We start from the raw sequence: 17585 nt of genomic DNA, 5'->3' as shown, positions 1-17585 counted from the left end.
TTTAGCCAGAAAGGAGCTCCCTTTTCATCTCCTCCCAGCTTCCCTGAGGCTGGGGGAGTTTTTCCTTAAAGAAGTGTTCATACCTTCTTACAACTTTTTCCCAAGTTGGAAGGCTTGTTTGTGCTCCCTCTGCCTCAATTGTGAAAGAGGCTACAGTTGATGCTATCCTTCCTGCCGTTTCAACGTTGTAGCCTTTTAGTAGTGCAACTAAAAATCCTGCCCTGTGGGAGTCTCCTGCTCCCGTTGGGTCAACCAGCTTTGCCGGTTTAACTGCTGGAATTCTGTAAGTTCTGCACTTGTAGATGATTATTGAACCTTGAGCCCCTAAGGAGACGCAGATAAGTTTTGGCCCCTTTAGTTCCTTCAAACTTTTAAGCCTTAAGAACTCTTTGAGCCTTTTGGCCTCGTGGTTGTTCATAAAGAGCATGTGGACGAAAGGAAGAAGCCTTACGACCCTGTAAGGGTAGGAGAAGGTTTCCTGGCCCGGGTCAAAACTGACAACGCTCTTAACCTTTCCCCTTCTTAACAGGTAGTAGTAGAACTCAAAGTGTCCAGTTGAGAAGTGGCATATCTCATACTCTTTTGATAGTTCTTCAGCCTTTTCTATGTTCTGGAAGAGGAGCTCCCTTACGCCTTTTTTGTTTTCGTAGTAGAGAAGTATCTGGTCGTCGCTGTTTTCCTTACTGATTATAAAGCTTCTGGGCATTAAGAAGTTTGCAGGTATTACTCCTTCTAAAGAGACCTTTTCCTTTATCAGGTGTTTTCTGTAGTTCATCCTATCAAAGTCACTTCCGGAAACGGCAAACAGACCACTTTTCGCTCCTAACCTTGCCGCTGTAACTGCTACGTTTGCCCCTGCTCCTCCGTAGGTGTATCTGAATTTCTTTGCTTGAACCGTTTCGTTTACCGATGGAAACTTTTTTACAACCAAAACGTTGTCTATTACTACGCTTCCAAAGGCTAAAATATCTCTCATGATGCCTCCCTTCCCCTATTTTAACTTTTTGGAGGAGAGGCTAAAAGTGAATTAAGCTTCTCTGCTACCGAGTGGAGTTTCCTTCCCAAACCTACCTTTTCAACAAAAACCGCTCCAGCCCTCGTCTTCTTCCTCAGAGCATTTCCTACTTCTTCAGAAGTAAAGAGGTCTTCTAAAACCGTAAGTTTCCCCTTTCTTTTTAGTCTCTCTTTTGTTTTCGGGCTTAGGTCGACGGTCAGAATGAGCGTTCCCTCTTTTTCTGGTGGGAGCTCCTTTATGCTGTCCTGCCCGACAACAGTTACTCCCGTTTTGTGTGAGAGCGACAAAAGGTGAAGGAAGTATTCTTTAAGTGCCTCTACTGTTTGGCTGTAAACTTCCTCAGGATTTACTTTCCCCTTAAACTGTTTTTTAACAAGCTGTTTTATGCATTTAAACTTCGGGCAGACGTTAAAGCCCCGGCCGGGAGCTTTTCTTGCAACATCTAAAACCGGCCGACCTTCAAACGCTACGAACCTTAAAAACTTGTCTGTCTCGTCCTTTTTCCTACAGCCTGCGCAAGCCCTCACTCCTCTTCCATCTCCTCTTCAAGCTCTTCCAGCTTCTTAAAGTCACTCTCCTTAATAATGTCTATTCCTACGACCTGACCGGCCTGTGCGGCAAGCTTTGAGGCGAGCCTTGCGTTAACCCCGTGCTTTCCTATTGCCAGTGAGAGCTGGTCGTCCGGAACTACAACCTCAACCCTTAAGTCTCCGTTTTCGTCCTCGTAGCTCTCTGCGTGGATTACCTTTGCAGGTGAAAGTGCCTCTGCTACGAGTTTTGCAACGTCGTCGTGCCACCTGATTATCTCTATCTTCTCCCCGGAGAGCTCCCTTGATATGGGAAGTATTCTGCTTCCCTTAACGCCTATACAGGCTCCTACAGGGTCTACGTAGTCAACCTTAGAATCAACGGCTACTTTTGCCCTAACTCCCGGCTCCCTTGCAACTGCCTTTATCTCAACTAAGCCTTCTGCTACTTCGGGTATTTCAATTTCCATAAGCCTTTTAAGAAACTTGGGGTGAGTCCTTGAGAGGATTACGTAGGGCGGCGGGTAGTCCTCAATTCTGCTGGGTTTTTTCCTGTTATACCTTTTGTAGTCAAAGACAACGTCGTATATGTATGCCCTTACCCTGTCTCCGACTTTGTAGCGCTCTTTTTGGATCTGCTCCTCTTTCGGAAGGATTCCGACGACCCTTCCAAGGTCAACGACGATGTCTCCGTTCCTCCTTATCTCCTTGACCGTTCCTGAGATAACGTCTCCAACTTTATCCTTAAAGTAATCGTAGAGAGCTCTCCTCTCGGCTTCGGTTATCTTGTCGTGAATTACCTGTGCAGCAGCCTTTGCAGCTATCCTTCCGAGTTCTTCCGTCTTTATCTCAATTAAAACCTTGTCTCCCGGCTTAACTTCTTCTCCAAAGAGCTCCCTTGCCTCCTCTAAAGAGATCTCGTGGTCTGGGTCTTTAACTTCTTCAACAACGACCTTTTCCTGGTATATGCCAAAGTCCTTTCCGTCCTCGTCAATCTTTACTACGAGGTTTCCCCTGTAGCCGGCCTTTTTTGCGGCATTGATTATTCCAACCTTAACTGCCTCTATTACGTCTTCTTTTGAGATCCCCTTCTCCTTGCATAGGAGTTCTATTGTCTTTCCAAGGCTTTCCATTAATCTCCTCCATATTTACTTGTTGAACAGAGAGTCAATATCTACCCTTGCACTCTTTATGTTTTCGTAGGGTATTTCCACCTCTGCGTTCCTTGAAACGTCGTGAATTGTAACTCCGGTATCTGAGGTTGAAATTACCTCTCCTTTGAAGTTCCTCTGGTTGTCCATAGGTTGATGGGTTTTAATCTTTATAACTACCCCTTTTTGCCTCTCAAAGTCCTTTCTGTTCTTTAAAGGTCTGTCAAGACCGGGAGAGGAGACCTCAAGGTTGTAGGGGTGGTGGATTAGGTCTTCAACGTCTAAAAGAGTTCCTATCCTTTCGCTTATCCACTGGCAGTCGGAAATTGTTATGCCCCCTTCCGGCCTGTCTGCGTATATCCTCAAAACCCAGCCGACGGGTTCCCTTACGAATTCAACGTCAACTAACTCAAAGCCACCTTCCTCTAAAATAGGCTGTAAGAGTTCTTTAACTCTATCTACAATCTCTTTCTCTTTTTTATCCATCTCTAACCCCAAATGCGGTTAAATAAAAAGGAGCGGTTCCGAAGAACCGCTCTAACCAAGAAGTATGAGTGCGATGAACACAGACAGCTTCTAACCGCCGAGATTAAATTTAGTGCACAGTAAGGACAGTAGCAAATGGAGGGTTATTTATAGAACTTCATCGCCTTTTGGGCTTCCCTTTCAAGCTCCCGTCTTTTTATTGCCTCTCTTTTGTCATACTTCTTTTTGCCTTTAACTAGGGCTATATCAACTTTTACCTTTCCCCGGTCGTTGAAATACATCCTCAGTGGAACAATGGTTAACCCTTTCTCCTGAACCTTTCCCATAAGCCTTTTAATTTCCCTCTTGTGGAGAAGGAGCCTTCTCTTCCTCGTAGGCTCGTGGTTAAAGAGGTTTCCGTGGGTGTAGGGAGCTATGTAAGCGTTAAACAGGAACGCCTCGCCGTTCTCTATTCTAACGAACGAGTCTCTAAGGTTTGCCTTCCCTTCCCTTAAAGACTTCACCTCTGTTCCTTTCAGCTCAATCCCGGCTTCGTATTTCTCAAGTATCTCGTAGTCGTAATAGGCCTTTTTGTTCTTTATTTCTGGTGTGTTTCTTCCAGCCATCTCAGTATGACTCTCCTCTTTTCTCTGTCTATTCCGTCAACCGTGAATTTATACCTGTGCTTGTATTTAAGCTTTACCCCTTTAGGTAGAGTTTCGGCAGGAACAAAGCCGGCAACGTCGTGGGGGAGGTAAACCCAAATGCCTTTCTTGTCCTCCTTTACGACTTCTCCCTCTACCTCAGTTCCCGGTTTGTAAAGCTCCTCAATCCTCTCCCAAGGGTCTGGGTTTACATCTTTCAGTGAGAGAACTAACCTTTCTTTGTCTTTCTCTATTTTTTTGATTTTTACCTTTATTCTGTCTCCAATTTTTGCAACGTCAAAAGGAGTTTTTAATCCTGACCAAGAGATATCGCTCTTGTGAACAAGTCCGTCAACGCCGTCAACGTCAACGAAGATTCCGAAGTCAACTATATTTTTCACGGTTCCCTCAACAATGTCCCCCTCTTTTAGCCTTTTAAGGGTCTCTTTTCTCTTTTTTGCCCTCTCTTCCTCAAGGAGCTTCCTCCTTGATATGACGATACTCCTCCTCTTCCTGTCAATAGATAGGACTTTTGCCTCTATTTCTCTGTCAAGCCAGTCGTCTGGCTTTGTTACAGGCATTATGTCAACCTGAGACATCGGAAGGAATACGGTAATTCCCTCTTCAAGCTGGACTTTGTAGCCGCCCCTTACCCTCTGTCTTATTCTTCCCCTAACGATTCCTTTCTTCTCTATTTCGTCTGCCGTTTTTTCCCATTCTTTTATTGACCTTGCACAGTTTACAGACAGAAGGGCATATCCCTCTTCCGTTTCTGGCTCAACGATGCATACGTCTATTTTTTCCCCAACCTTTGGTTTGTAGCCCAACTCCTTAAGAGGAACCACCCCCTCAGACTTCCAGCCGAAGTCTACAAAAACGTCCCTGTCTGTTACCTTTACTACCGTTCCCGTAATAACTTCTTGGTTAAGCTTTTTAAAGCTTTCCTCCAACAGTTTCGCAAACTCCCCTTCCACTCTTATCTCCCCCTTGGCCGATCTCTTGAAGCCTTTGAAGTATCTCCTCTATGACCCACTGTGGTGTAGAGGCTCCGGCCGTTATGCCTACGCTCTTAACCCCTTCAAACCACCTTTCGTCAATTTCGTCTTTTGACTCTATGTGAAAGCTCTTTGGGTTGACACTTTTTGATATCTGGTAAAGTTTTGTCGTGTTAGAGCTGTTTTTACCTCCTACCACCAGCATAACATCAACTGTTCTTGCAAGCTCTTTTGCCTCTTTTTGCCTTATGGAAGTTGCGCTGCATATAGTATTGTATACTTTGAGCTCTTTTACTTTAAGTGACAGTATCGCTATTGCTTCCTTGAAAAAGTTGAGGTTTAACGTTGTCTGGCAAACAACACCAAGTTTTGCCATTTTGGGTAATTTCTCTAACTCCTCAAGAGTGTTAATAATCATCGGATTTTTTACGTGGCCAGCAATTCCTATAACTTCCGGATGTGCAGGATTTCCTAAAATCAGAACTGGGTAACCTTCCTCTTGGAGTTTTAATGCCTTCTCGTGAACGTCCTTTACGAAGGGACAGGTTGCATCTACTATGTTGGCTCCTTTCCTTTTAAGGAACTCTATAACCTGAGGGGCGACTCCGTGGGAGCGTATTACTACCGTGTCTCCCCTGCCGATGTCTTCCATGTCCTCTATGAAGGCCATTCCGAGGCCTTTAAGCCGTTCTATCTCTCTTTTGTTGTGGATAAGCTCTCCTAAGCAGAGAGCTCTTCCCTTTCCCTTCTCAACGGCATCAACGGCCATATTTACGGCTCTCTTAACTCCCCAGCAGAAACCTGCACTCTTGGCTACCTTAATTTCCATCTTTGAGCTCCTTTATCCTTTCCATTATCAGGTCTGCAGCCTTCTGGTAGTTTTCCTTCCTATCCTCTAAATCTAATCGGAAAGGCTTTCCAAATGCAATTTTTACCTTTGGAATCCCGTTAATCAGTCTCTCTTTTCCGATTAGGGCTTCGCTTCCCTCTATAAGGCAGGGAACTATTGGGGCTTTTGACTTTAAAGCAACCATTCCAGCTCCCCACTTTGGCCTTACGAACTTTCCGGTGGGAGCTCTCTGTCCCTCTGGAAATATACAGACCAGCTCTCCATTCTCTAAAACTTCTAAGGCTGTTTTAAGGGCTGTTAGGTCTGCCCTTCCCCTCTTTACGGGAAATGCGTTTCCCCAGTGCTTTATTAGACTTCCCAAAACGGGGGTTGTGAAGAGCTCCGACTTTGCCATAAAAAAAACAGGCCTTTTGTAAACGGCGTAGGCAACTAAAGGCGGATCTAAGTAGCTCCTGTGGTTTGCCATTAGAAGAACTTTTCCTGTATCCGGTACGTTTTCCCTTCCCTTTACTTCAAGTCTGCAGAGAGCTCCGATTAACCTTGCTACAGTTTTAAGCCAGATCCAGTACGCCTTTTTTCTCTTTACCCAAGGATAATTTCTTGTTAAAGATTTCATAAAACTATTTTATCAAATAGAAAAAAGCCCCAACGGGGCTTTGGGCGGGGAGGTGCCCGAAGAGAAAGGACAACTAAAACGTATATGCAAGCTGAATAGACGCTATACCTTTGTGGTCTGAACCGTTAAATGCGTCGTTGTCATTGCTCTTTACATAGGAGTACTCAGCTCTGACTACTGTATGGTCTGATAGTTTGTAGGTTGGAGTCACAGTAACAGAGTAGGTTGATTTATCGTTAAAACCATAAATTTCAGAATTGTCCTTATCTTTTACATATTCAACTCTTAGAGGAAGAGAAAATTTATCAAACTCAGGAATTACATAAAAAGCAATTCCATAACCTTTCTTGCTACTATCTTCATCAAGCCACTGGTAATCAGCATTAACTGCAAACTTAACGTTTCTGTACTTGTAACCTAAAGTAAAGTCCACAAGGTTTTTATAATTTCCGTAGTCAAAGTAAGTAAAAGTATAGTTAACATCTCCGATACTTCCTATGCTACCAACTGCAAAAGCATGGTTTTTGTTGTCTCCGTTTAGTTCATCACCTCTATCGTACTCTCCGTAAATTTGTATGTCATCCGTAACGCTATAAGTAACTCTAGCGCCCTTATAGATAAAGGGTTGTGAATTCCAGACAAGACCGTAAGTTATGTTTAGGTTTAGATAAGTAGCGGCAAGCTCATAACCTACGTTTGTAGGGAGAACTCCCGCATCAATTTCAAGACCCTTTACTGGAGTGGCAGAGACGTATCCCCAGAGAATTCCGTATTCGTCCCCAATTATTGCTGCATTGTTATTATTCACACTTCCAATTACAGTTGGTTCAACAATTGAACCAATAGCAATATCAAACCCACCGGAATCATCTCCACCTGACAGATCAATCACAGCATCTGTAAGCTTTATATCGTTCGTTGAGCTGCCATCATCTTCTGCCTTTGATTCGTTAAATCCAGTATTAGAGATACCTCCAGAGAGTTTGATGTCTGGAATATCAACCTTTACTTCTGCTGCACCTGCTTCAGCAGCAGCCATTAGTAGAGCAGTTGTTACAATAGTTAGTACGCGTCTAACCATGATTCACCTCCTTTTGGTTTTAAAGGGGGCAGAAAGCCCCCTCATTTTTATTTTGTTGTTTTAAAGGTTAAAGCCTTTTTCTCCATGTATTGCAGAATCAAGCCCTTCAACTTCATATTCTTCAGAGACTCTTGCCCCTCCTGTAAGTATTGAGGAAACAAAGTAAACAACAGCAGTCATAATTCCAGAGTAAATAATCGTCACTGCTACTGCTTTAAGCTGAATCCAGAGCTGAGGTAGGTTCCCTTCAAGAACTCCTGGAGTCCCTCCTATTGCTTTGACTGCGAAAATACCTGTAGCTATAGCTCCCCAGATACCGCAGAGGCCGTGGACACCGAAAGCATCAAGGGAATCGTCGTATCCAAGTTTTTTCTTAAGGACAAAGACCCCAAACCAACCTAAGATTCCCGCAACAAGACCGATAATAATTGCTCCCGTTACATCAACAAACCCTGCAGCAGGAGTAATAGCAACGAGTCCTGCAACAACACCAGAAGCGGCACCAAGGAGTGTAGGTTTCCTTAATATTATCCACTCTGTAACTATCCATGAAATTGCAGCTATTGATGCAGCTACGTTCGTAACTAAGAATGCAGATGCAGCAACTCCATCTGCAGCAAGTTCAGAGCCTGCGTTAAATCCAAACCATCCGAACCATAGCAGTGCTGCACCAAGAACTGTCAGGACAACAGAAGACGGAAAGAAAGCTATCTTCCCATAACCTTTTCTTTTTCCGAGTAGTAGTGCCATAACAAGACCTGCTATACCTGCGTTAATGTGGACAACCGTTCCACCAGCAAAGTCCAGAGCTCCATCATTTCCGAGGAATCCTCCTCCCCAAACCCAGTGAGCAACAGGTGCATAGACAACTGTTACCCAGAGAATTGTAAAAATAAGCCAGGTTGAGAACTTTAATCTTTCAATGATAGAACCACTTGCAAGGGCTACAGTAATTGCGGCAAACGTCCCTTGAAATGCGGCAAAGAGGAACTCCGGAATGGTTCCACTTAAAGTTTCAACACCAATTCCTTTCAAAAAGATCTTGTCAAGACCGCCAATAAAACCGCCAATATCTGGCCCAAAGGCAAGTGTATATCCCCACAGTACCCACGCAACAGATGCTACACAGTAGGCAAGAAAGCTCATTCCTATGGTGTTCAAAATGTTCTTACTTCTTGTCATCCCACCGTAAAAGAGTGCAAGACCAGCAGGAGTCATGAGCATAACAAGGGCGGTGGCAACTAACATCCAAGCCGTATCCCCGCTGTTAAGGGTTGGCTTCTCTCCTGCCAGTGCAGACAGGGGCGCTAACGTTGTTATTAGGGCTCCTAATAACCTTTTCATACTGAAAACCTCCTTTAAGTTTTTACAGAGCCTTCTCTCCCCTCTCTCCCGTTCTTATTCTTACGGCCTCCTCAACGGGAGAGACGAAAACCTTTCCGTCACCTATCTTTCCAGTCCTTGCAGTGTTAACAATTGTCTCAAGAACCTTCTCAACTAAAGAGTCCGGAATGACAACCTCAACCTTTACCTTTGGGATAAAGTCAACAACGTATTCCGCTCCTCGGTAGAGCTCCGTATGTCCTTTCTGCCTTCCGAAACCTTTAACCTCACAGATTGTCATTCCGGAGATTCCTATCTCCGCAAGGGCTTCTTTCACTTCATCAAGCTTAAACGGTTTGATAATTGCCTCTACCTTCTTCACGTTCTCCTCCTGAAAACTTTTATTGATAGATGAAGCAATAGTTGTGCCAAATTGAAAAAGCCCAAGTTTTGCTTTAATTTTCAACTGAAACCGCACCTGATTTGTTAATAAACTTTTGAATTTGCACAAATTTTGTGCAGGAGCGTGCCGTGGAGAAGGAGATATACCACCCGCCTGTTCTCTTAAGCGAGGCGATTGACTACCTCAACGCCAAAAAAGGGGGGACTTTCGTTGACGCAACCCTGGGAGGCGGCGGCCACACAGAGGCCATTTTAAAGGCAAACCCGAGGAACAGAGTAATTGCCATAGATAGAGACGAGGAGGCTATAGAGAGAGCTCTTAAGAGGCTTGAACCTTTTGAAGAGAGACTTGCCGTTTACCACGGAAACTTTTCACAGATAGATAAGGTTTTAGAGTCTGAAGGAGTTGAAGAAATTGACGGAGTTCTCTTTGACCTCGGAGTTTCACACTTTCACCTGAGGGGTGAGAGGGGGTTTACCGTCTGGCATGAGCAGCCTTTAGACATGAGAATGGATAGAAGCCAGAAGTTAACTGCGAGAGATGTTGTAAACAAGCTACCTGAGAGGAAATTGGCAGAGATAATTTTCAAGTATGGAGAGGAGAGGTTTGCGAGGAAGATTGCAAGGGAGATAGTGAAGAGGAGGAAAGTTAAGCCCATAGAGACGACCACTGAGCTTGTAAAGATTGTTGAGGATGTAATTCCAAAAAAGCTGTGGGCTGGAAGAAAGAAACACCCTGCAATAAAGACCTTTCAGGCGATAAGGATTTACGTTAACAGGGAGTTTGAGGAGATAGAGGGAGCTCTCCCGAAGGCCGCCTACCTTCTAAAACCTGGCGGCAGGCTCGTTGTAATAACTTTCCACTCTCTGGAGGATAGGCTCGTTAAAAACATCTTTAAAAACCTTGAGGAGGAAGGTTTCAAGATAGTAACAAAAAAGCCCATTGAGCCTTCAGAAGAAGAGGTTAAGGAGAACCCAGCCGCAAGAAGCGCAAAGATGAGGGTTTTAGAGAGGATTTAGAGCTCCTCTATTTTCGCTCCTTCTCTGTCAACGTCTAAAACGAGGTAGCGGGATTCTATGCCGAGGGCGTCAAAGACGTTGCACATCGCCTTTCCAATCTCGTCAAAGTTCTTATCTGCAAGAGCTCCGATACAGCTACCTGCCCCAGAGAGGTAAACGGCGTAAGCTCCCGCCTTGTAACCCTCTGACAGGATTTCCCAGAAGGAGGGAATTAGGTCGCAGCGGTAGGGCTGGTGTATTCTGTCCTTAACAGCCTCTTTCAGGAGGCCGTAGTCTCTTTTTTGGAGAGCTCCCAGAAGAAGGGCAACTCTCTGAATGTTGAATATAACGTCCTCTCTGCTGTATTTATCTGGAAGGACTGAACGGGACTCTTCCGTTGAGAGGAAGAGCTCCGGAACGACTATTACAACTTTTATGTCCTCCGGCCAGTCAAGCTTTACGTAGGTAAGGTCTCCGTTTGTTGCAGCAACTACGAATCCCCCGGTGTATGCAGGGAGAACGTTATCCGGGTGAGGCTCAAACTTAAAGGCTATGTCTATAACCTCTGGAAGAGAGAGCTCCTTTCCAGAAATTCTCTCGGCAGCGAGTATTCCCCCTACTATTGCGGTGGCGGAGCTCCCTAAGCCTCTTCCTAAGGGAATTCTGTTTACGAGCTTTACTTTTATAGGCTGGTTTAGCCCCAAATACTCCATGGAACTCCTGTAAGCCCTGAGAAAAAGGTTATTTTCGTCCTTTGGGAGCTCCTCTTTTCCCTCTCCATCTATCTCAACTTCGTACCTGTCTGAAGGTTCAACGTAGAACTTGTTGTAGAGGGTTAAGGCGAGGCCTAAGGCGTCAAATCCTGGCCCTAAGTTGCTGGTTGAGGCGGGAACGGAGACCTTAAACTTCATCTTCTACCTCTTTTTCTTTAGTCGGCTCAATTTTATCAGTTTCTCCTCTCATCCACTTAAGCCAGTTTTCAAGCCTTTTCTCAAAGCCTATCCCTTTCGGTCTGTAGTACTTCCTTTTTTCCTTCAAGTATTCCTGTTTTATGTAGTTCCTCTCGTAGTTGTGGGGATACCTGTAACCCCTGTTCCTCTTTCCGGCTTTCAGGTGTAAAGGAACTTTAGGCTGAAAGCCTTCCTCTACGTCTTTTTGGGCGTCTTTTAGAGCTCTATAAACGGCGTTTGACTTTAGAGACGTTGAGAGGTAGATAACTGCATGGGCAAGGTTTATCGCTGCTTCAGGCATTCCTACGTTTAAAACGGCGTTGAGGGCAGCGTTTGCTATTAGTAGAGCTTCTGGGTTGGCGTTCCCTACGTCTTCAGATGCAAATATGACTAAACGCCTTGCTATGAACTTGGGATCCTCTCCTGCCTCTAAAAGCCTAACAGCGTAGTGGAGGGCTGCGTCTGGGTCGCTTCCCCTCATAGACTTTATCAGAGCTGAGATAAGGTCAAACCGCTGGTTTTCGTCCATTAAAAGAACTGATTCTCCTACAGTTTCTTTTGCAAGTTCAATGGATGGTTCTTTTCCGTTTGAAAGTATGTAAAGTTCCTCTAAGTAGTTTAGAAATCTCCTTCCATCTCCGGCAGAAGCGGATATTAAAAGATTTAGAACTTCCTCAGGGACTTTAAAACCGGGAAGTCCGTTTTTCCGTTCTGTTACCGTTCTGTAGAGTTTTAGTAGGTCTTTCCTCTCTAAGGGTTTAAACCGGTAAATCTTTACCCTTGAACGGAGAGCCGGAGTGAGGCTAAAGTAGGGGTTCTCTGTAGTCGCCCCAATAAGGATTACGTTTCCCTCTTCTGTATCCGGTAAGAGTGCGTCCTGCTGGGCTTTGTTGAACCTGTGAATCTCGTCAATGAACAGTATTGTTTTCCTACCTAACTTTCTGTTTTCCCTTCCTTTTTCAAGGATTTTCCTAACGTCTGAAACGGTAGACGTAACGGCGTTGAGCTCGTAAAAGTCTGCCTTCAGTTTTTCCTTTATCAGGTGGGCAAGTGCAGTTTTACCGGTTCCCGGAGGACCTACAAAGATAGAGGAGAGAATTTTTCCTCTCTCAATTAACCTCCTTAAAGGTTTCCCCTCTCCGACTACCTGTTCTTGGCCGACAAATTCAGAAAAGTCTTTTGGTTTTAACCTTGCAGAGAGGGGGTTCTTTCCCTCAAAGAGCTCCAACTACTACCTCTCTTCTCCTGTCAGGGCAACCAGTAGGTTAAACAGCGACCAGAAGAGGTTGATTATGTCTAAAAAGAGGGCAATGGCAATTTCAACTGGATTCCCTTTTTCGTTTACGAGCCGTGATGTGTCGTAAAGAATGAAGCCTGAGAAGACGAGAACGCCCATTCCTGACACAACAACGTTGAGCATACTGTTGTGCCAGAAGAGCCCTACAAGAGCCATAACGACAATCAGAACAAGGCCTGTGAATAGGAAACCTCCAAGAAATCCAAAGTCTTTCTTCGTAATCAGAACAAAGAGGCTGAGAGCTCCCGTAACAACTCCTGTTATAAGGGCGGTCTCTTTAAAAATTTCAAGAAGGAAAGCAGACTGAAAAATTACCGCTACCGCAGGGGCATCAAAGAACCCTACTGTAAAGGTGAACAGGGTAAAAAAGAGATAACCTAAAACGTTCCTTTGAAAGAGTAGAGCTAAGAACATTGTTCCAACTGTTGCTACAAGTGAGAGGAGTAAGTATCCCCACTTTCCAAAGTGTGCAAATACGGGTAGAAACTGAAGGCCAACTCCGGTTCCCAAAACCATTGTTATAAAACCAAATGTTAAAAGGAGGTAAGTCTTCCCAAGGAGGGAAACTCTACTCTCCTCAGGATAAGTTATTACAGCAGTTCTTCTCTCCATCACTTCTCCTTTTCAATGAATAGGAAATGCCTCTTAAAATTAACCCCTTTCGGTTTAAGTTCAATTTCTCTTACCCTGTAGCCGGGTATCTCTCTGCCAAAAGGTTCTTTCCCCCTGTAGATGCAGAGGAGAGCTCCCCTCTCAAGAAGGTGCTCGGTTATCTCAACGGCAGTTTTCGGGTCTTCAACTGCCCTCATTAAGAGGAGATCAAACTCTCCATCAACTTCTTCAACTCTTGAGCAGATTACAGAGGCGTTAATTAGTTTTAACTGCCTCTTTACCTCCTCTAAAAAGACGCACCTTTTTTTCCGTGTTTCAACGAGGGTAAAGTTTGAATCCTTCATAACAACTGCCAGAGGAACTCCGGGAAAACCTGCCCCGGAACCGACGTCGCAGAAACTCTTTCCGTGGGGGGAAACTCCAACTTTCTTAAAGGCAATTAAACCTAAGAGGGAGTCAAAAAAGTGTTTCTCTTCAATCTCTCTGTCTGTTAGTAGAGACGTTAGGTTTATCCGCTTTCCCCACTTCTTGAGGAGCTCCCTGTAAACGGCTAACTTCTCAAGGGCTTCTTCTGTTATTTCAATTCCGTTGAGTCGGCAGAGCTCCTTGAGCCTCTCCATTAGGCCCTCTCCTTTGAGAGCTCTCCCCTCTTCCACTTCTCTATGTAAACGGCAAGGATCGGAATTGACGCTGGTCTTATTCCCTCAAGCCTTGCCGCCTGTCCCAAAGTTAACGGCTTCATCTCTTTTAGCTTCTGCCTCTCCTCAACGGATATTGGGACTAAGTCATAGTTAAAGTCTTTCGGTATCTTTATGTTTTCAAGCTTTCTAAACCGTTCAACCTCTTCAAGCTGCCTCTTTATGTATCCCTCGTATTTAACCTCTATCTCAACCTCTTCAAGTATCTCCTGAAGAAGTTTTCTATCGTCAACAGAAAGGTCAAGGGGAATCAGTGGTAGGATATTCTCTAACTTTACTTCTGGCCTTTTAAGGAGCTCGTAAACGCTCTTACTTTCCTTAATAGGTGTTGAGCCCTCCTTTTCAAGGACCGGGTTAACGGCTTCAGGTTTTAACTTCACCTCTTTGAGTTTTTCTGTGAAAACCTTTACGGTCTCATACTTTTTCTTAATCCTTTCATACTGTTCCCTTGTCAGGAGGCCGAACCTGTAGCCGTACTTTGCAAGCCTGTAGTCGGCGTTGTCGTACCTTAAAAGGAGCCTGTACTCAGCCCTTGAGGTAAAGAGCCTGTAAGGTTCTCTGACTCCTCTGTTTACGAGGTCGTCTATCATAACCCCTATGTAGGCCTCGTCCCTTCCCAAAACGAACCTTTCGTCTTTCCCAAGAGCATAGAGGGCTGCGTTTATACCCGCAACTATACCCTGTCCTGCAGCCTCTTCATAGCCTGTTGTTCCGTTTATTTGACCGGCATTGAAAAGTCCCTTTATCGTTTTCGTCTCAAGGGTTGGGTAGAGGTGCCTCGGGTCTATAAAGTCGTACTCTATTGCGTAGGCAGGTCTGATTATCTCTGCGTTCTCAAGGCCGGGTATTGACCTTATTATTGCAACCTGAACGTCGTAGGGGAGACTCGTAGATGTTCCGTTGGGGTAGAACTCAACGGTATCCCTTCCTTCAGGCTCTACGAATACGTGGTGCCTCTCCCTTTCCGGGAACTTTACTATTTTGTCCTCAATTGAGGGACAGTAGCGGACTCCGACTCCGCTTATGAGTTTACACTCTCCATACATCGGGGAGCGGTGGAGGTTTTCCCTTATTATCCGGTGGGTTTCGGGAGTTGTATAGGTGAGCCAGCAGGGTATCTGCTCAATCTCTTTAGGTTCCGTCCAGTAGGAGAAGAACGGTGGAGGTTCGTCTCCGTCCTGTCTCTCCATTTTAGAAAAGTCTATAGTTCTGCCGTCTATCCTCGTCGGAGTTCCTGTTTTGAGCCTTGCCACTCGGAAGCCGTGCCTTTCGTAGAAGGAGGAGAGCTTGTTTGCCGCCGGCTCCCACATCCTTCCACCTTCAAACTCCTGAAACCCTATGAAGATTCTTCCCCTTAAGAAAGTTCCTGCGGTAACTACAACGGCCTTTGCTCCGTATCTGGCTCCAAGGTGAGTTACAACCCCCTTAACTTTTCCGTCTTCAACGATTATGTCGTCAACTATCTGCTGGATAACCTCAAGGTTGTCGGTATTTTCAATGACCTGCCTCATCCTCTTCCTGTATGCCTCTTTATCGGCCTGTGCCCGGGGAGCTCTGACGGCAGGCCCTTTTTTCCTGTTGAGTATCCTGAACTGAATTCCTGTCTCGTCTATGTTCTTGGCCATTTCTCCACCTAAGGCGTCTATCTCACGGACTACCGTTCCCTTTGCTACGCCTCCGATGGCGGGGTTGCAGGACATCTCGGCTATCCTGTCAACGTTTACCGTAAAGAGTGCCGTTTTACACCCCATCCTTGCAGCGGCAAGGGCAGCTTCGCACCCTGCGTGTCCTGCACCGACAACTATTACATCGAAGACTTCGTCCCACATAGACTCTCCACTAATAGTAGAGTTTTACTTTCGTTCCCCTTGTAGCCTTTAAAAGTTTAGAGGCGTTTGACATGTAGGCGACTATCTGGACGTGGTTTTCTGGGTTAAGTGAGATGAAGAGTTCTCCCCTCTTTACCCCTTTAAAGCTCTCCTGAACCTTCTCTACCTTTACTCCGTTAATTTCTGCAGTCTTGGGTAACCCTTTTTCTCCCGTTGCGTTCAGTATAAGGTTTCCAAAGTAGTCAACGTCAAGGACTATTGCCTCGTAAACGTTTCCTCCCAACGGCTGAAGAGCAGGGAGCTTAAATCGTTTAAGCTGTTTCAAATCCATCTCCTCCCCAAGGTGCGACGCCGTTTGAAGGCGGGAGAGTTCTGCAGCTATTGGCGTAAGCTGGTCTCTACTCCTAAAGTTCCCTGCCCGTCTCTTATTTACGAAGTAGTGTTCCGCCGTAATTCTGTGGACGGCTTCCGGTGGCTCTTCCTCAAACATTAGACTTCCGATTCCGTTGTTTGGACAGACTAAAAAGTAATTTTCCGTTGTAACGATGATGGGCTCTGCAGAAGGGTCAGGGTCTACAAGGCAGAGGAAGATTGTTCCCGTAGGAAAATACCTGAAAGACCACTTGAGTTTGAGAGCTCCGTCAACAACGTCAAAGGGCTTGACAAAGTGGGTTACGTCTATGACTTTTGCCTCGGGGGCTACGTCGTAGATTATTCCGTGAACGGTTCCTACGTAGTGGTCTTTAAGGCCAAAGTCTGAGATTATCGCTATTGCGCTGTTCATCTTTTCTCCCTATCGGTTTTTTCTGTAAGCTCTCTCAATTTTAATTCAATCTTGCTCCTTAAAGCTTCTTCACTTTTGAAGGCTCTTGGTTCTATCGGTTCTCCTAAAACAACTCTGCACTTAGAAAGAGGAAGGGGAACTAAAAACCTGTCCCACGAGTTGAGCTGAAACTTCCAGTCTGCCGAGAAGGTTAAGGGGTAGACGGGAGCTCCCGTCTTCATAGCAAGTTTTGCAACTCCTGGCTTCACAACTTCCCTTGGTCCCCTTGGGCCGTCGGGAGTTATCGCTACCGTGTAGCCCTTTTCAATTAACTTAACCATCTCTTTAAAAGCTCTCTCTCCCCCCTTTCCCTTTCCTGCTGAGCCCCTTACGGTTTTAAACCCCATCCTCTCTACTATTTGGGCTATCAGCTCACCGTCCCTGTGTCTGCTTATGAGAATGGCCACTCTTTCTGCATACTCTTTTAAAACGAAGGGCAGAAGAAACATCCTCCCGTGCCAGAAGGCAACAATTGAAGGAAACTGAGGTTGTGAAAGGAATTTAACCTCCACCCTTAATGTTTTGACCCACAGAGAGCTTAGAGCGTAGATTATTTTAGGTTTACTTAACCTCAAACTTCACCTTCAACCTTACTTTTTTCTCCTTTACACCTTTGGGAAACGGGCCAAAGGACTTTACAGAATATATTGCTGAAATGGCCGAACGGTTGAAGGTAATGTCAGGAGAGAGTTTTTCTACCATTAGTTCATCAATAGTTCCGTCTTTTTTCAGAGTTATCACAACTACGGCTTTCCTCTTTTTGGGGGCATTAGAGTAGTAGGGGATTTTCCAGTTTTTCATTATCGTGTCCCTAACTTTTATTAGGTAGGGAACCAGTTTTGACATTGAAACAGATGGAAGTCCTTTCCCTTTTCTGTTGGGAAGGTCAACGGAGAGCTCTATACTTCCCTGGTCGTTTGCCGTTTTAAAGTCTCTCGTCAGTTTTGACGGAGACCGGCCGGCGTTCAGGTTTGTGCTTTTTTCCCCTATTCCCTTTTCCTTCGGTTTTTTTATTTGACTTCCGCCTCCGCCCCTTTTCGGAGTTGACCGGCTTCCGCCAGTGATGGAGTTTTCTGTTTTTGGAGCTCCACTCTTTAGCTTTCCCTTAACCGGTTTAATCCCTACTAAGTTTGATTCAACCTGTGTATCAAAGGATATGGGAACCACGTTTACCACTTCGTAAGTTTTCCCCGAAAGGACGCTGTTTACGGAAATGATAACCAAAACTGCAACGTGGGTGGAGAGTGAAATGAGAAGAGAGATGATGTCTAACTTTTTTGAGTTTCCCAACTCCTGAACCTTCTTTTT

20 protein-coding genes are annotated in these 17585 nt (G+C 45.1%); 1 reads left to right on the top strand and 19 read right to left on the bottom strand.

From position 1 onward, the window contains the following. Position 1 precedes the first annotated feature (1 nt). From ACZ424_RS05355 to ACZ424_RS05305, 11 genes are all read right to left on the bottom strand, one after another. Positions 2-976: a carbohydrate kinase family protein gene (locus ACZ424_RS05355; RefSeq protein WP_464903952.1), complete on the bottom strand. Its 975-nt coding sequence runs from the start codon at positions 974-976 to the stop codon at positions 2-4. Between the two features lie 20 nt (positions 977-996). Next, positions 997-1542, bottom strand: coding sequence for a YlxR family protein (locus ACZ424_RS05350; RefSeq protein ID WP_464903951.1), 546 nt, complete (start codon positions 1540-1542; stop codon positions 997-999). Next, positions 1539-2675 (bottom strand): transcription termination factor NusA, encoded by a 1137-nt coding sequence (gene nusA, locus ACZ424_RS05345; RefSeq protein WP_464903950.1) that lies wholly within the window; start codon positions 2673-2675, stop codon positions 1539-1541. Before nusA ends, ACZ424_RS05350 begins: the two co-directional genes overlap by 4 nt. Positions 2676-2690: 15 nt before the next feature. Then, positions 2691-3179 (bottom strand): ribosome maturation factor RimP, encoded by a 489-nt coding sequence (locus ACZ424_RS05340; RefSeq protein ID WP_464903949.1) that lies wholly within the window; start codon positions 3177-3179, stop codon positions 2691-2693. Positions 3180-3322: 143 nt separating this feature from the next. Beyond that, positions 3323-3784, bottom strand: a complete 462-nt coding sequence (gene smpB / locus ACZ424_RS05335) for an SsrA-binding protein SmpB (RefSeq protein ID WP_464903948.1) — start codon at positions 3782-3784, stop codon at positions 3323-3325. Beyond that, the gene (locus tag ACZ424_RS05330) at positions 3757-4776 is read right to left on the bottom strand and encodes a 30S ribosomal protein S1 (protein ID WP_464903947.1); all 1020 of its coding nucleotides are present in this window, start codon (positions 4774-4776) and stop codon (positions 3757-3759) included. Before ACZ424_RS05330 ends, smpB begins: the two co-directional genes overlap by 28 nt. After that, a complete protein-coding gene (ispH, locus tag ACZ424_RS05325; RefSeq protein WP_464903946.1) occupies positions 4736-5626 on the bottom strand; it encodes a 4-hydroxy-3-methylbut-2-enyl diphosphate reductase in 891 nt (296 codons plus the stop codon). The genes ACZ424_RS05330 and ispH overlap by 41 nt, the downstream gene beginning before the upstream one ends. Further along, entirely contained in the window at positions 5616-6263 is a 648-nt protein-coding gene (locus ACZ424_RS05320; protein WP_464903945.1) for a lysophospholipid acyltransferase family protein, read from the bottom strand. The genes ispH and ACZ424_RS05320 overlap by 11 nt, the downstream gene beginning before the upstream one ends. Before the next feature lie 73 nt (positions 6264-6336). Next, positions 6337-7344, bottom strand: a complete 1008-nt coding sequence (locus ACZ424_RS05315) for an outer membrane beta-barrel protein (protein WP_464903944.1) — start codon at positions 7342-7344, stop codon at positions 6337-6339. A 60-nt stretch (positions 7345-7404) separates the two neighbouring features. Next, positions 7405-8688, bottom strand: a complete 1284-nt coding sequence (locus tag ACZ424_RS05310) for an ammonium transporter (RefSeq protein ID WP_464903943.1) — start codon at positions 8686-8688, stop codon at positions 7405-7407. 22 nt (positions 8689-8710) lie between these two features. Next, positions 8711-9049 (bottom strand): P-II family nitrogen regulator, encoded by a 339-nt coding sequence (locus tag ACZ424_RS05305; protein ID WP_464903942.1) that lies wholly within the window; start codon positions 9047-9049, stop codon positions 8711-8713. Positions 9050-9198: 149 nt separating this feature from the next. Between ACZ424_RS05305 and rsmH the strand changes: the two genes are divergently transcribed. Continuing rightward, positions 9199-10089, top strand: coding sequence for a 16S rRNA (cytosine(1402)-N(4))-methyltransferase RsmH (gene rsmH, locus ACZ424_RS05300; protein WP_464903941.1), 891 nt, complete (start codon positions 9199-9201; stop codon positions 10087-10089). Here rsmH and thrB read toward each other — a convergent pair. The 8 genes from thrB to ACZ424_RS05260 are packed head-to-tail and all read right to left on the bottom strand — an operon-like array spanning position 10086 to position 17567. Continuing rightward, complete coding sequence (thrB, locus tag ACZ424_RS05295; protein WP_464903940.1) at positions 10086-10979, bottom strand: homoserine kinase; 894 nt, start codon at positions 10977-10979, stop codon at positions 10086-10088. The genes rsmH and thrB overlap by 4 nt on opposite strands. After that, positions 10969-12246, bottom strand: coding sequence for a replication-associated recombination protein A (locus tag ACZ424_RS05290; RefSeq protein WP_464903939.1), 1278 nt, complete (start codon positions 12244-12246; stop codon positions 10969-10971). The genes thrB and ACZ424_RS05290 overlap by 11 nt, the downstream gene beginning before the upstream one ends. 3 nt (positions 12247-12249) lie before the next feature. Further along, positions 12250-12927, bottom strand: coding sequence for a Bax inhibitor-1/YccA family protein (locus ACZ424_RS05285; protein ID WP_464903938.1), 678 nt, complete (start codon positions 12925-12927; stop codon positions 12250-12252). Then, positions 12927-13547 (bottom strand): 16S rRNA (guanine(527)-N(7))-methyltransferase RsmG, encoded by a 621-nt coding sequence (gene rsmG, locus ACZ424_RS05280; RefSeq protein WP_464903937.1) that lies wholly within the window; start codon positions 13545-13547, stop codon positions 12927-12929. The genes ACZ424_RS05285 and rsmG overlap by 1 nt, the downstream gene beginning before the upstream one ends. After that, positions 13547-15454: a tRNA uridine-5-carboxymethylaminomethyl(34) synthesis enzyme MnmG gene (gene mnmG, locus ACZ424_RS05275; RefSeq protein ID WP_464903936.1), complete on the bottom strand. Its 1908-nt coding sequence runs from the start codon at positions 15452-15454 to the stop codon at positions 13547-13549. The genes rsmG and mnmG overlap by 1 nt, the downstream gene beginning before the upstream one ends. Before the next feature lie 10 nt (positions 15455-15464). Continuing rightward, the gene (locus ACZ424_RS05270; protein ID WP_464903935.1) at positions 15465-16238 is read right to left on the bottom strand and encodes an SAM hydrolase/SAM-dependent halogenase family protein; all 774 of its coding nucleotides are present in this window, start codon (positions 16236-16238) and stop codon (positions 15465-15467) included. After that, complete coding sequence (locus ACZ424_RS05265; RefSeq protein WP_464903934.1) at positions 16235-16852, bottom strand: lysophospholipid acyltransferase family protein; 618 nt, start codon at positions 16850-16852, stop codon at positions 16235-16237. Before ACZ424_RS05265 ends, ACZ424_RS05270 begins: the two co-directional genes overlap by 4 nt. After that, positions 16839-17567 (bottom strand): TonB family protein, encoded by a 729-nt coding sequence (locus ACZ424_RS05260; protein WP_464903933.1) that lies wholly within the window; start codon positions 17565-17567, stop codon positions 16839-16841. The genes ACZ424_RS05265 and ACZ424_RS05260 overlap by 14 nt, the downstream gene beginning before the upstream one ends. Positions 17568-17585: the final 18 nt, after the last annotated feature.

The organism is Thermovibrio ruber, from assembly GCF_055380895.1.
The sequence above is the reverse complement of the archived record's forward strand: the minus strand, read 5'-3'. Positions and strand labels throughout refer to the sequence as shown.